Here is a 13,664-nt window from a genome sequence, read left to right as displayed (position 1 = left end):
ACGCTTCGGTTCGGGGGAGACCGATATGAGCTCGCTGGCTTACGCCGCGTTTCTCGCTTCCAGTTGGCTGCTGGCCTATGTCTTCGTAGGCTATCCCGTGGGAATCCTGCTGCTCGCTCGGCTAAGCCCACGGCGGGTGGACAAGCAGCCGCTGACGCCGTCGGTCAGCGTGATCATGGTGGTGCAAAACGGCGCGGCCTACATCCAGTCGAAACTCGCCAACCTCGACACGCTCAACTATCCGCAGGACCGGCTGGAGATCATCGTGGTCTGCGACGGCTGCCGCGACGGGACCGCCGCCTTGGCGCGCCAGTCTGGTGATCCGCGCGTTCGCGTGATCGACTATGTACCCCGGCGCGGCAAGGCCGTCTGCCTCAACAGTGCCGTTGCCCGCGCGCGTGGCGACGTGTTGATGCTGACCGAGGTACGCCAGAAACTCGCGCCCATCGCCTTGCGCGAACTCGTCGCCAACCTCGCCGACCCGATGGTCGGCGTGGTCGGCGGAGAGTTGCTGCCGGCGAATAACGAGACTGCGTTCGCCGAAGGCGTCGACGCCTATTGGCGCTACGAAAAAAAGATCCGGCTCGCCGAAAGCCGGTCGGGTTCGACCATCGGTGTCAGCAACGCGCTTTACGTCATTCGGCGCGAGCTCTACGAGCCCTTGCCGCCGGCCACGATGCTCGACGACCTGCTGGTGCCGATGCGCGTGATTGCGCGCGGGCGGCGCGTGATTTTCGAACCCCGGGCGCTGGCCTGGGACCGACTGGTGCAACACCCGGAAGAAGACCGCGAGCGCCGCATCCACAATTTCGTCGGCCATTGCCAGCTCATTCGCCTCGCCCCATGGCTGCTGTCGCCGCAGGACAATCCGGTCTGGCTGCGTTTTGTCAGCCATAAGCTGTTGCGCCTGGCGACGCCGTGGCTGTTGCTGACCGTCGCCGTGATGTCGGCCTTGCTGGTTCGACGCCACCCGGCTTGCGCCGTCACGCTGGCGTTGCTGCTTGCAGGTGCCTGCCTGGTGGCAGCCGGTCGCTTGCAGCCCACCTTGACGCGCTGGCTGCCGGTGCGCCTGGCCGTGACGTTCTTCTATCTGAATCTGTTTTCCGCGCAGGCGCTGGTGGCCTTCGCCCGCAATCGGGGATCGCTGCCATGGTGATACAGACGGAGGACCGCGGCCTGGCTGTCGGCCTGCGTGGGCAACTGGGCGAGCTGTGCTACAGCAGCGGTCTGCTGCATTCGCTGCAGCGGGTCCGCTCATGGCTGCAAAAGGACCTGCGCATCCTCGCCTACCACCGCATCATGCCGCTGCCCGACCCCGCGACGTACGAGTTCGACCTCGAACTGATCAGCGCGCCGCCGGATCGCTTCCGCGAGCAAATGCTGTTGCTGAAGCAGCGCTATAACCCGATGCGACTGAGTGATGTCGCCGCCGCGCTGAACGATGGCAAGTCGCTGCCGGCCGATACGGTCGTGGTGACCTTCGACGATGGCTACGACGACAACTACCGCATCGCGTTTCCGATCCTGCGCGAGCTCGGCGTACCCGCCACGTTCTTCGTATCCACCGGGCACATCGACAGCGGCCGACCCTACGCCTACGACTGGCTGGTGCACATGATCCTGGTCACCGCCGCGCAGCAGCTGGTGCTGCCGGAGCTGGGCCTGGACATGGCACTGCCGCCTGATCGCCAGGGGCGTCGTGCCCTCGCTACCGAGGTGCTGTGCCGGATGAAGGAACTGGGTGCGCTCGAGCAGGCCGCCATGATCCAGCGGCTCGAGCAGGAGTGGCGGATACCCTCGGACACGGCCCCACCCGATTGTCGCCCCATGTCCTGGGAGCAGATTCGCGAAATGCACGCGGCCGGTTTCGAGATCGGCTCGCATGGCGTCCACCACTGGATGTTGTCCAAGCTCCCGCAGGCGGCGCTCGAAGGCGAAGTGCTCGATTCCAAGGCGGCCCTGGAACGCGAGCTCGGCACGATGCCGCTGCTGATGTCCTATCCGGTGGGAAGCATGCGTGCGTTTGACGAGCGTGTGATCGACATTACCCGCGACGCCGGTTTCCAGTTGGCGTGCAGCTATATGAGCGGGACCAATCCCCAGCCCGCTTCGAATCGCTACGCGCTCAATCGCCTGGCCATCGAACGCAACATGGGCAAGGGCTGGTTCGCCTCCATGCTCACCATGCCCCATCTGATGAGCTACCCCACGCCCACCTACCAGAGCGGGAGCGGCGAGGAGCGGACATGTTCCCACTGATCCTGCTCTACGTGGTCCTGACCATCGTCAGGCCGCAGGACTATATGCCGGCGCTGGTTGGCGTGCCGGTGTTGTCGGTGGTGCTGGTGCTGGCCTTTGCCAGCTGGCTGGCTTCCAGCGCCAAGACCTTTGCCGCACCCCAGTTCGTGATACTGCCGATCTTTCTGGTCGTGCTGATGATATCGACGGCGGTCAACGGCTGGTTCGGCGGTGCGCTCGACCAGCTACAGAAATTCGGTCCCGTGGTGATCGCCTTCTTCGTGTTCGCGGCCGCCTGCACGCAGCCCCGCCGTCTGTTGATCTCCATGGCCGTGATCGTGCTGTGCTCGGCCGTGCTGGCCGTCCACGGCATCCAGCAGGCCAGGACCGGCATCGGTTGGACCGGCACGCCGATCGGCGAGGATGGTCGCATCCAGTACGTGGGCATCTTCAACGATCCCAACGATCTCGGCTTGCTGTTTGCCGCGGCGTTGCCCATGTCGGTTCTGCTCAGCCGCCACGGTGGCTTTCTCGGACGCCTGTTCTGGCTCGGCTGCAGCGCCTTGCTGTTGTATGGGGTCTACCTGACCAATTCGCGCGGCGCGCTGCTCGCCGTGCTGATGGTGGCCGGCGTGTATCTCTGGCGGCGCCGCGGTGCGGTGATCGCCGGCACGCTCGCCGCGGCAGGCCTGGCGGGCATGAAGCTGCTGTCGTCGCGCATGCAGGAACTCGATGCCGGCGAGGAGTCCGCCAGTGGCCGCGTGGATGCCTGGTATACCGGCATGCACCTGTTCACCTCGCATCCGATCTTTGGCGTAGGCGCGGGCAACTTCACCGAATACAACGACCTGACCGCGCACAATTCCTTTGTCCTGGTGCTGGCCGAGACCGGCTTCGTCGGCTACGCCCTGTGGCTGGCCTTCGTCTGCTACAGCTTCTGGATGATGTTGACCCTGCTGCGCTACGCCCCTGCCGAGGCTGGCGATCCCATCCAGCCCGTCCAGCTACGGCGTGAACGGGCCATCGCGCTGACCCTGCTGCTGTCGCTGTGCGGCTTGTTCACCGCCGCCTTCTTTCTCAGCCGCAGCTATACGGTGGTGATGTACCTGATCATCGCTATGGTCACCGGTCACTACGTGGGTGCTCGCCAGCGCCTGCCCGACCTGCGTGGTTTCACCCTGGGCAAGGAATGGTGGCGATGGGTGCCGGCGGCCATGGGCAGCATCGTGGGCCTGTTCGTACTGGTCGCCGTCCTGCTGAAGACCTCCGGATGAACGCCATGCGCGCAAACCCGCCCGATCGAGCAGGCGCGACCGTCCCTGTCGCCAATGTCCCAGGGAGCCCCACGCGATGAGCGGCTGGTACGAGCAAGCGTTCCGCCACGTGCTCTATCCGGCTTACGAGTCCGGACTGCGTCGGCGCGGCACCCTGGCCTGGCTCGCCGCCTACGAACACGACCAATGGCTGGCGCCGGAGCGGGTGGCCGCGCTGCAGTTCGAACGGCTCAAGCGCCTGCTCGAACACTGCCATCGCGAGGTGCCTTATTACCGCAGCCGCTGGCGGGCACTTGGCGTCACCCCGGGGGACATCAAGAACCTGGACGACTACGCGCGCCTGCCGCCACTCACCAAGGCCGATATTCGCGAACATGCCGACGAGCTGGTGGCGGAAAGCTGGCGCGGGCGCCTGCTCTACAAGGCCACCGGCGGCTCCACCGGCGAGCCGCTGCGCTTCGGCTATACGCGCGAAAGCAACGAACGCCGCGTGGCGGTGATGTGGCGCGGCTACGCCTGGGCCGGCTCACGCATGGGCAAGCGCACCCTGTACCTGTGGGGCGGCGCGGTCGGTGAACCCAGTCGCGCCCACCAGCTCAAGGACCGCCTCTACAACGCGGCGTTCGCGCGGCGCATGCTCAACAGTTTCCATATGACGGAAGCGAACATGGCCTCGTACGCCGACGCCATCGACCGCTACCGACCCGAGATCATCGTGGGCTATGTAGGCCCGCTGATGCGCATGGCGCAGTGGCTGCTGGAAACCGGGCGAACCCCATATCGGGCCCAGGCTGTGATCGGCGGTGCCGAGGCGCTGCACGAGTTTCAGCGCCAGACCATCGAGCAGGCGTTTGGCTGCCCGGTATTCAACACCTATGGCTGTCGCGAATTCATGCTGATCGCCGCCGAATGCGAACAGCGCCAAGGCCTGCATGTCAACGCCGACCATTTGCTGCTGGAGCTGGTCGATACCGATGGCACTCCGTCCGCATCCGATCACGGGCAGGTGGCCATCACCGATCTGTTCAACTATGGCATGCCCTTCATACGCTATCTCAATGGCGACATGGCGACCGCTAGCGCCGAACGCTGCGCCTGCGGACGCGGACTGCCGCTGCTCGCCCGCATCGATGGACGCGTGCTCGACGCGATCCGTACCGCGGACGGCCGCTATCTCCCCGGCGAATTCTTTCCCCATATGTTGAAGGATGTACCGGGCATCGCGCGCTTCCAGCTGGTGCAACGACAGCTCGAACGACTTGACCTATCCATCGTGCGCGACGCGGCATTCAACGAGGAATCGTTGGCCATGATCCGCCATGAGGTCCGCAAGGTGCTTGGCGACAGCATCGAGCTCGACTGCCACTTCGTCGACGATATCCCCTTGACCCATACCGGCAAGACGCGCGTGACGGTATCGGAACTGCCGCCATGAGCATGGTTCACGTGATCGCCAGGCCTGGGCTCGGAGACGTTCGAGCAGGCACCACACGGGGGAGCGCCGTGATGAGTGGATGGTATGAAGCAGCCTTTCGCCGAGTGCTATATCCCGCCTACGAGAGCGGCCTGATGCGCCGTCGCACGTTGACCTGGCTGGCCGAATACGAACGTACGCAATGGCTCTCGCCGCAACAGATCGCCGAGCTGCAATGGACACGACTCAAGCTGTTGCTGGAGCACTGTTATCGCGACGTGCCGTTCTATCAACGCCAGTGGCGCGAGCTCGGCATCACGCCGGACGATATCCGCTGCCTGGAAGACTATGCGCGCCTGCCTTTGTTGACCAAGGCCGACATTCGCAGGCATGCGGATGAGCTGAAGGCCACGTCGTGCCGCGACCAGATGTTGTACAAGAGCACCAGCGGTTCGACCGGCGAACCCTTGCAGTTCGGCTTTACACGCGAGAGCAATGAACGCCGCCAGGCCGTGATGTGGCGCGGCTACGGCTGGGCCAACGCGCTCCCGGGCCGGCGCAGCCTGATGCTGTGGGGCACCGGCATCGGCTCGACCAGCGCGGGGCGACGCTGGAAGGACCGCCTTTATCACGCGGCCTTTGGTCGCCGCATCGTAAACATCTTCCACATGACGGAAGCGAACATCGGTGAGTACGCCGACCTGGTCGACAGCTATCGTCCGGAGATCCTGCTCGGCTATTTCGGCCCCCTGCTCCGGCTTGCGCAATGGCTGCTGGCTACCGGGCGACGCGTGCACCGGCCGCAGGCGTTCATCGTCTGTGGCGAGGCGATGCACGAGTTCCAGCGCCGGATCATCGAGGAGGCTTTTGGTTGCCCCGCCTTCAATACCTACGGCTGTCGCGAGTTCATGCTCATCGCCGCGGAATGCGAGCAGCGCAAGGGCATGCACGTGAATGCCGATCATCTGCTGGTCGAGCGTTTGCCACCAAGCGGCCCCCACCAGCACGCGCATACCGGCGAGGCGGTGGTCACCGATCTGTTCAATTACGGCATGCCCTTCATCCGCTACGCCACCGGCGACCTGATCACGTCGTCTTCCGAGGCATGCGTGTGCGGTCGTGGCCTGCCCCTGATCAGCCGCGTCGAAGGGCGCATGCTGGATGCGATCCGCACGACCGATGGTCGCATCCTCCCCGGCATGTTCTTCCCGTTCCTGCTCAAGGAAGTACCCGGCGTCAACCAGTATCAGGTAGTGCAGCGCCAACTCGACCGGCTGGATCTCTCACTGGTCCGCGGCGCGGCGTTCACCGACGACTCCCTGGCCATGATCCGCCGTGAGATCCACAAGGTCCTCGGCGACAACATCGAGGTGCACTGCCACTTCGTCGACGACATACCGCCGACGCGTAGTGGCAAGACGCGGCTCACCATTTCGGAGCTGCCGCCGTGAACATTACCCACGTGGTCGAGAACCTCAATCGCGGCGGCCTGGAACGCATGGTGCTGGAGCTGGTGAAAATCCAGCATCGGCAAGGACATCACTGCCAGGTGGTGTGCCTGTTCGAAGCCGGGTCGCAGGCGCATGAACTGGACACCCTGGGCATCCCGGTCACCAGCTGCCACAAACGGCAAGGACTGGACCTGCGTGCGCTGGCGCGGGCGCGACGGGTGATCCGCCGCCACGGTACCGAGGTGCTGCACACGCATAACGCGGTGGCGCACTACCAGGCCGTGCTCGCCTGTTGTGGGCTGGGTGTCCGCCGTGTCGTCAACACACGGCACGGCATGAGCATCAACCAGCGCACGGGGCGCCGCGAATGGCTTTATCGGCGTTCGCTCGCGCACACGGACACCGTCGTCACCGTGTGCGAAGCCGCCCGTCGCGACGCCGTGGCGCGCGGCATCGTGCCCGGGCTCAAGGCTACAGTGGTACCCAACGGCATTCCGGTCGACACGTTTGCGCAGGCCTCGGTCGATATGCGCGAGCGCCTGCTGCAGGCGCTGGAGCTGCCGCCGCACAGCCGACTGATCGGCAATGTGGGCCGCCTCAACTGGGCCAAGGACCAGGTCGGCCTGATCCAGGCCTTCCGCCGCATCCACGCACTGCGTCCGGACACGGACCTGGTGTTGATCGGCGACGGCGAGCTGCGTGCACAGCTCGAGCAATGCGCCCGCGAGGAAGGCGTGCAGCAACGCGTGCATTTCCTCGGCGACCGCAACGACGTGCATGAATTGCTGCAGGGACTGGACCTGTTCGTGCTCTCCTCGCGCAGCGAAGGCTATTCGATGGCCTTGCTCGAGGCCTGTGCGGTGGCGCTGCCGATCGTGGCCACCGACGTGGGCGGCAACGGTGAAATCGTGCATGACGGACGCACCGGGCGCCTGGTACCCGCAGGCAATCCGCGGGCCCTTGCCGACGCCATGCTCGCCTTACTGCAAGAGCCGCAGCAGGCCACCGCCTGCGGCCGTGCGGCACGGGCATGGGTGGAACAGAACGGCTCGCTGGAAGCCATGGCCGGGCGCTACGCGCGGCTATATCAGGAGACAAGGGACTGAGCCATGCGACTGCGCGTACTGATCCTCACCAACCTGTTTCCCACACCCTGGGACCCGCTCCGCGGCACGTTCAACCGCCAGCAGTTCGAGCGCCTTGGGCAATACCACGATGTCGACGTGCTGACGGCCGTGGATTTTCGCGAGCGCCTGGGCGGCAGGAAGGGCGAGGTGAAGGTCAGCGGCCTTCGCACCGACCACTTCACGTTCGTCTATCCACCACGCATTGGGCGTACGTTGCACGCCATGTGCTGGCTGCTGTCGCTGCTGGTCCAGCGCGGCCGCCAGTTGCGCCTGGCCAACTACGATTGCCTGCTGGTGAGCTGGGCCTATCCGGATGCCGTCGCCGTCGGTTGGCTGGCGCGACGCCTGGGTATTCCCTATGTGGTCAAGGTGCATGGCAGCGATCTCAATGTGCAGGCCGAACATGCCTTGCGCCGCCCACAAATACGTTCTGCGCTTCACCATGCCAACGCGGTGATCGCGGTGAGCGAGGCGCTGGCCACCAAGGCCGTGGCGCTGGATGCCGATGCGGCGCGTGTGCACGTGCTCTACAACGGGGTCGATCCGGGCCTGTTCGCTCCCGGTTCGCGCAGTCAGGCGCGCGAGCGGCTCGACCTGTCGCCGGACGCGCCACTGGTGCTGTACGTAGGCAACCTGAAGCTGGCGAAGGGTTGCCTCGATCTGCTTGAGGCGTTCCCGGCCTTGCTGGCCGAGCACCCGCGTGCGCAGCTGGTCTACGTGGGTGCCGGACCTTGCCAGACCAGCTTGCTCGAACGCGCCAGCGCCCTGGGCTGTGCCGACCGTGTCTTCCTGGCCGGCCCCGTCCCGCATGGTGCGCTGCCTGACTGGTTCCGCGCTGCCGACCTGCTGTGCCTGCCCAGCCACAACGAAGGCGTGCCGAACGTGGTGCTGGAGGCGATGTCCTGCGGCACACCGGTTGTCGCCACGCGAGTGGGCGGCATCCCGGAGGTGCTGCCAAGCCAGGCTGGCCTGCTCGTACCAGCTCACAATCGCGACGCCTTGTCTCAAGCCTTGATCGATGCCGCGGGCACGCGCTGGGAGCGCGATGCCATCGTCAGGCAGGCCGCCGCTTTTCGCTGGGACGACAACGTGAGCCGGCTGGCCGGCATCTTGCGCGACGTCGTCGCCGCCTCTCCTTCGCCATTGAGGGCCACCGCATGAACCTCAAACCAAAGCGACAGGAACTGCTCCGCCTATTGCCGGATGCCCTGGTGCAAACGCACGGGTCAAGCCATGGCGGCGCCCGCTACCTGAGTTTCGACGATGGCCCGGAGCCGGACTACACGCCGTACTTGCTCGACCTCCTCGCCGAGCATCGCGTCCATGCCAGCTTCTTCCTGATCGGCAAGAAGATCGAGCGGTACCCCGACCTGGTGGAACGCATGGTGGCCGAGGGTCACATGATCGGTAACCATTCCTATAGCCACCGGATGTTCAAGACCTTGTCGCTGCTCGACCAGCTCGAGGAGTTCCAGCGCACGGACGAACTGCTGCGAAGCTTCGACGCCCGCCCGCGCCATCGCGTACGCACGCCGCAAGGCTACCTGGACACGCGCCTATTGCTCCATTGCGCCCGCCACGGACGCAGCATCGTCTATTGGTCCTACGACAGCCTGGACTACCAGAAGCCGCCCCACGATGCCTTCGTCGCCAGACTGCGCGACCAGCCTCCCCTGCCCGGCGACATCGTGCTGATGCACGATGACAGCCATCGGGCGGTCGAAGCGCTGCGCGTCCTGCTGCCGGAGTGGCTGGCCGAAGGCCACACGTTCCACGCCTTGTCGGGGGACGCTGCATGAGGATCCTCTACCACCATCGCACGCGCGGACGCCACGTCGAAGGCGTGCATATACGCGGCATCGTGCATGCCTTGCGCGGCATGGGGCACGAGGTCAACGTGCTGTCGTTCCCTGGCGCCGATCCCGAGCGGGAGCATGAGACAAGCCCCCAACAACCCAAGCCTTCGCGCGGAACGCTCGCTCGCCTGGTGACACGCATGCCTGGGGTGCTGTTCGAGTTCCTGGAACTTGCCTACAACCTGGTCACCCTGGTGCGCATGCGCAGCGCATTCCGCCGGCTGCGACCCGAGCTGATCTACGAACGTTATTCGTTGTTCCTGTTTGCCACCGTGTGGATGGCGCGTCGTCGTGGCATCCCCCTGGTGCTGGAAATCAACGACTCGGCCCTGGTCCAGCGTGTACGACCGCTTTACCTGAAGACCTTGGCGCGGCGTATCGAGGGCTGGTGCCTGCGCAACTGCACCGGCCTGGTGTTCATCTCCAACTACTTCCGCGAGCAGGCGCAACAGGCGTATGGCGAACTGGCGCCGTCGGTGGTCTCACCCAACGCCGCCGACCTGTCCCGCTTCGACCCCAGCCGCTTTGACCGCACGCGACTTCGCGCCGACCGCGGCTTGCGCGATCGCATCGTCTGCGGCCACGTTGGGGCGTTTGCCCAATGGCATGGCGTGCAGTACTTCGTCGAGAACATCGCCGCCCGCCTGAACGAGGCGCCGGACCTCGCCCTGGTGTTGGTGGGCGACGGCCTGATGCTGCCGACCATCCGCGAAATGATTGCCGCCAGGGGACTGTCCGACCGCGTGCTCACGCCGGGTCGCGTGCCGCATGAAGATATCGCCAGCTGGATTGCGTGCATGGACTACGCCGTGTTGCCCGATTCCAATCACTACGGCTCGCCCATGAAGCTGTTCGAGCTGATGGCGATGGGCGTGGCCGTGGTGGCGCCGGATTACGACCCCGTCACCGAAGTCATCAGCGACGGCCGCACCGGCTGGCTGTTTCCGCGCGGCGAGACCGAGCGTTGCGTCGAGCGCGTGCTCGAACTCACGGCCCACACCGACGAATGCCATCGCGTGGGCGCCGCCGCGCGGGACTACATCGTCCGCGAACGCCAGTGGCGCAACAACGCCGAGCAATTGCTGACCCTGCTGCCGAGCGGAGGCGTGCCGGCATGATCGCCATCCTGTTCCTGCTGCTCATCCTGCTGTTGGCAACCGCGGTGCTGGTCAAAGGCGTTCGCGCCCGCCACATGCAGATCTGGCTCGGCAGCTATCTGCGTCGTCGCCCACCTGCTCCGGCCAGCGGCCCCGTGCACGTGATGTTCTGCTTCGTCGATCATTTCGAACCTGCCTGGGGAAAGGTCGATCTGGAGACCCAGCGCGCACGTGTCGATCGCTGGTGCAAGGATTACCGCGTCCTCGCCTCCGCCCACCGGGATGCGGACGGGCGGCCACCGCAGCACTCCTTCTTTTATCCCGAAGAAGAGTACCTGGAGGAGCATCTCGACAAGATCGCCGCGCTATGCGCGGAAGGCTATGGAGAAATCGAGATCCATCTCCATCACGACAACGACAACGAAGACAACTTCCGCACCACCATCACGCGCTTCAACGAACTTCTGCATGAGCGCCATGGCGCGCTGCCACGTGACCCGCGCACCGGTGAACTGCGCTTCGGCTTTATCCACGGCAATTGGTGCCTGGACAACTCGCGTCCGGATGGTCGCTGGTGCGGCCTCAACAATGAGCTGATCCTGCTGCGCGAGCTAGGCTGCTATGCGGACTTCACCTTGCCGTCGGCTCCCAGCGATACGCAGACGCGCACCATCAATGCGATCTATTACGCCACGGACGATCCACGGCGCCCCAAGTCCCATGATGTGGGCGTTGCGGTAAAGGCTGGTGGAAAACCCACGGGTGACCTGATGATCGTGCAGGGTCCGTTGGGCCTGAACTGGCATCGACGCCGTTTTGGCCTGGTGCCGCGCATCGAGAACGCCGACATCCGACGCTCCTGCCCACCCGATGCCGAGCGCATCGATGCCTGGATTCGCACTGCCATCCAGGTCGAGGGCCAGCCGAACTGGATCTTCGTCAAGATCCATACCCACGGTACCCAGGAACGCGACATGGATACCTTGCTTGGCGAGCCGGCTCACGCCATGTACGAGCACCTGGAGCGGCATTACAACGATGGCAATCACCACGTACTGCATTACGTGACGGCACGCGAGCTGTACAACATCGTCAAAGCCGCGGAGGCCGGCCATAGCGGCAACCCATCGCGCTATCGCGACTACGAACTGCCACCTCCGCCAGGGCTGGCCAACGCCCCCTGGCGGCGAAATACGCAAGATCGACACGGCATCAAGGCCGCGGCCGGCTGGGCCGACCTGGAGGGATGATCATGCATTGGCGTGCCAAGGGTATGTTGCAAAAGGTGCTCGGCCACGTGCCGGGCGGCGAAGAGGCGCATTACGTGCTGCAGCGGCGCTTCGGCGGCTTGCGCGACTTCGGGCGCGAGTTCGACGTGAAGATGGATGACTGGCGCTTGATGGCAGGCCATCTGAGCGAAGCAGGCAGGCCCATCGTCGGAGCGCGACTATTCGAGATCGGCAGTGGCTGGTACCCCACGTTTCCCTTCGCCTGCTATCTCGGTGGTGCGCGCAGCGTGGTGACGGTCGACCTCAATCGCCACCTCAAGCCGGAGCTGGCGCGGGCCTGCGCGATCCATCTCGGCCGCTATACCGCCTTGATCGCGACGGCCTGCGGCATTGCCGAGGACGAGGTGCGCCAACGGCAGCAGCAACTGGTTCAGCGCCTGGACCAAGGCGTCGACATCCACGCCGCCACCGACGGCGTCGTTACTTACGATGCACCCAGCGATGCGGCCCAGACCAGGCTCGAACCGCGACAGATCGACTGTGTGTTCTCCAATAGCGTGCTGGAGCACGTGCTTCCCGACGCCGTCGACGGCATCTTTCGCGAAGCCATGCGCATCCTCGCCCCCGGCGGCATCATGTTCCACTCGGTCAACTGTGGCGATCACTACGCTTATATCGACCATGAGATCAATCAGCTCAACTACCTGCAATATTCCGATGCCGAATGGCGGCGCTGGGACAACGCGTTTCTCTACCAGAACCGCCTGCGCGCCTTCGAGTTCATCGATCGCGCCAAGGCCGCCGGCTTCGATATCACCATGAGCACCGAGATTGCGCGAGAGAATCGCCTGAAAGAACTCGCCGCGCTGCACGTGCACCCGCAGTTCGCGCATATTCCACCCGAGCGGCTCTGCGTCACCTCGATCGACTTCATCGCCCGCAAGCACGATGCGGAAATGGCCGGATGACACCGGACCTGGTCAGCGTGATCATGCCCGCGTACAACGCGGAGCGCACGCTGCGCGCCTCCGTGCTGTCGGTGCGCGAACAGACTTATCCCGCGCTGGAGCTGATCATTGTCGACGATGGTTCACGCGACGGCACCACCGGCCTGATCTGTGAGCTGGCGCGCGCCGACCATCGCCTGCGCGTGCTTTACCAGCCTTCCAACAACGGCGTGGCCGCCGCGCGCAATGCCGGGATCGAGGCCGCCCAGGGCAGCTATATTGCGTTCCTGGACAGCGATGATCGCTGGCACCCCCACAAGCTCGAACTGCAGATCGGCCATATGCGCGGCACCGGCTCGCTGGTGAGCTATACCGCTTACGATCGCGTCGCCGAGGATGGCCATGTGCTGTCGCACGTGCGTCCACCCTCAGTGGTGACCCATGACGACATGCTGCGCAGCAACCATATCGGCAATCTCACCGGCGTCTACCACCGCAGCCTCGGTGACGCGCACTTTCTCGCCGTGGGACATGAGGACTATGTGTTCTGGCTCGACCTGGTACGGCGGGCCGGCGGCGCCAGTTGCGTACCTTATGCCGACGCGTTGGCTTGGTATCTGGTCCATGGCGGTTCGCTGTCGTCGGACAAGCTGCGTGCTGCGCGATGGCAGTGGCATATCTACCGGGATATCGAACGCCTGGGCTGGCTGGCGGCATCACACTACATGTGCCATTACGCCTGGCAGGCGGTACGCAAGCGCCGCTGAGTGCTCCTGCTCTCGCTCCTTCTCCCCTATGGGGAGAAGGCTGGGATGAGGGGTGGGTGCTCGCGGCAGCGCGACAACTGCGCGTGGTGGCCAGCTTGCCGCTTACGCAGCGGGCGTTTCGATCGCCTGCCGGCGCTCGAGTCACTTTTCTTTGCTGGCCCAAAGAAAAGTAAGGCGGTCTCTAACATCAAGTGCAACACCCCCTTCGAGGTGATGCATGGGTCAGAACTACAGTCATCTGAGCGCCGAAGAGCGAGGCGCGAT

General features: G+C 64.8%; 12 protein-coding genes. All 12 read left to right on the top strand.

From position 1 onward, the window contains the following. Positions 1 to 25: 25 nt before the first annotated feature. Entirely contained in the window at positions 26 to 1,156 is a 1,131-nt protein-coding gene (locus OUZ49_RS03890; protein ID WP_266148667.1) for a glycosyltransferase family 2 protein, read from the top strand. Further along, the gene (locus tag OUZ49_RS03885) at positions 1,150 to 2,259 is read left to right on the top strand and encodes a polysaccharide deacetylase family protein (RefSeq protein ID WP_266148666.1); all 1,110 of its coding nucleotides are present in this window, start codon (positions 1,150 to 1,152) and stop codon (positions 2,257 to 2,259) included. Before OUZ49_RS03890 ends, OUZ49_RS03885 begins: the two co-directional genes overlap by 7 nt. Then, positions 2,247 to 3,512 carry an O-antigen ligase family protein gene (locus OUZ49_RS03880; protein WP_266148665.1) on the top strand — a complete coding sequence of 422 codons (1,266 nt, stop codon included), beginning with the start codon at positions 2,247 to 2,249 and terminating at the stop codon, positions 3,510 to 3,512. Before OUZ49_RS03885 ends, OUZ49_RS03880 begins: the two co-directional genes overlap by 13 nt. 76 nt (positions 3,513 to 3,588) lie before the next feature. Then, the gene (locus OUZ49_RS03875; RefSeq protein ID WP_266148664.1) at positions 3,589 to 4,947 is read left to right on the top strand and encodes a phenylacetate--CoA ligase family protein; all 1,359 of its coding nucleotides are present in this window, start codon (positions 3,589 to 3,591) and stop codon (positions 4,945 to 4,947) included. A gap of 71 nt (positions 4,948 to 5,018) precedes the next feature. Next, on the top strand, positions 5,019 to 6,377 hold the full coding sequence (locus OUZ49_RS03870) for a phenylacetate--CoA ligase family protein (RefSeq protein ID WP_266148663.1): 1,359 nt from the start codon (positions 5,019 to 5,021) through the stop codon (positions 6,375 to 6,377). Continuing rightward, complete coding sequence (locus OUZ49_RS03865; RefSeq protein ID WP_266148662.1) at positions 6,374 to 7,483, top strand: glycosyltransferase; 1,110 nt, start codon at positions 6,374 to 6,376, stop codon at positions 7,481 to 7,483. The genes OUZ49_RS03870 and OUZ49_RS03865 overlap by 4 nt, the downstream gene beginning before the upstream one ends. 3 nt (positions 7,484 to 7,486) lie before the next feature. Next, positions 7,487 to 8,665, top strand: a complete 1,179-nt coding sequence (locus OUZ49_RS03860; protein WP_266148661.1) for a glycosyltransferase family 4 protein — start codon at positions 7,487 to 7,489, stop codon at positions 8,663 to 8,665. Further along, positions 8,662 to 9,303 (top strand): polysaccharide deacetylase family protein, encoded by a 642-nt coding sequence (locus tag OUZ49_RS03855; RefSeq protein ID WP_266148660.1) that lies wholly within the window; start codon positions 8,662 to 8,664, stop codon positions 9,301 to 9,303. The genes OUZ49_RS03860 and OUZ49_RS03855 overlap by 4 nt, the downstream gene beginning before the upstream one ends. Next, positions 9,300 to 10,478, top strand: a complete 1,179-nt coding sequence (locus OUZ49_RS03850; RefSeq protein WP_266148659.1) for a glycosyltransferase family 4 protein — start codon at positions 9,300 to 9,302, stop codon at positions 10,476 to 10,478. Before OUZ49_RS03855 ends, OUZ49_RS03850 begins: the two co-directional genes overlap by 4 nt. Continuing rightward, positions 10,475 to 11,707 (top strand): hypothetical protein, encoded by a 1,233-nt coding sequence (locus OUZ49_RS03845; RefSeq protein WP_266148658.1) that lies wholly within the window; start codon positions 10,475 to 10,477, stop codon positions 11,705 to 11,707. The genes OUZ49_RS03850 and OUZ49_RS03845 overlap by 4 nt, the downstream gene beginning before the upstream one ends. A gap of 2 nt (positions 11,708 to 11,709) precedes the next feature. Further along, positions 11,710 to 12,654: a methyltransferase domain-containing protein gene (locus OUZ49_RS03840; protein ID WP_266148657.1), complete on the top strand. Its 945-nt coding sequence runs from the start codon at positions 11,710 to 11,712 to the stop codon at positions 12,652 to 12,654. Further along, positions 12,651 to 13,400 carry a glycosyltransferase family 2 protein gene (locus tag OUZ49_RS03835; RefSeq protein ID WP_266148656.1) on the top strand — a complete coding sequence of 250 codons (750 nt, stop codon included), beginning with the start codon at positions 12,651 to 12,653 and terminating at the stop codon, positions 13,398 to 13,400. The genes OUZ49_RS03840 and OUZ49_RS03835 overlap by 4 nt, the downstream gene beginning before the upstream one ends. The last annotated feature ends 264 nt before the right edge of the window (positions 13,401 to 13,664 follow it).

Source organism: Dyella halodurans (assembly GCF_026283925.1).
Lineage (GTDB): Bacteria > Pseudomonadota > Gammaproteobacteria > Xanthomonadales > Rhodanobacteraceae > Dyella > Dyella halodurans.
The sequence above is the reverse complement of the archived record's forward strand: the minus strand, read 5'-3'. Positions and strand labels throughout refer to the sequence as shown.

Excerpts from the sequence above, each read along its gene's own strand:
- OUZ49_RS03885 (WP_266148666.1), top strand. The coding sequence starts at position 1,150 with ATGGTGATACAGACGGAGGACCGCGGCCTGGCTGTCGGCCTGCGTGGG.
- OUZ49_RS03890 (WP_266148667.1), top strand. The coding sequence starts at position 26 with ATGAGCTCGCTGGCTTACGCCGCGTTTCTCGCTTCCAGTTGGCTGCTG.
- OUZ49_RS03855 (WP_266148660.1), top strand. The coding sequence starts at position 8,662 with ATGAACCTCAAACCAAAGCGACAGGAACTGCTCCGCCTATTGCCGGAT.
- OUZ49_RS03880 (WP_266148665.1), top strand. The coding sequence starts at position 2,247 with ATGTTCCCACTGATCCTGCTCTACGTGGTCCTGACCATCGTCAGGCCG.
- OUZ49_RS03870 (WP_266148663.1), top strand. The coding sequence starts at position 5,019 with ATGAGTGGATGGTATGAAGCAGCCTTTCGCCGAGTGCTATATCCCGCC.
- OUZ49_RS03860 (WP_266148661.1), top strand. The coding sequence starts at position 7,487 with ATGCGACTGCGCGTACTGATCCTCACCAACCTGTTTCCCACACCCTGG.
- OUZ49_RS03875 (WP_266148664.1), top strand. The coding sequence starts at position 3,589 with ATGAGCGGCTGGTACGAGCAAGCGTTCCGCCACGTGCTCTATCCGGCT.
- OUZ49_RS03835 (WP_266148656.1), top strand. The coding sequence starts at position 12,651 with ATGACACCGGACCTGGTCAGCGTGATCATGCCCGCGTACAACGCGGAG.
- OUZ49_RS03845 (WP_266148658.1), top strand. The coding sequence starts at position 10,475 with ATGATCGCCATCCTGTTCCTGCTGCTCATCCTGCTGTTGGCAACCGCG.
- OUZ49_RS03840 (WP_266148657.1), top strand. The coding sequence starts at position 11,710 with ATGCATTGGCGTGCCAAGGGTATGTTGCAAAAGGTGCTCGGCCACGTG.
- OUZ49_RS03850 (WP_266148659.1), top strand. The coding sequence starts at position 9,300 with ATGAGGATCCTCTACCACCATCGCACGCGCGGACGCCACGTCGAAGGC.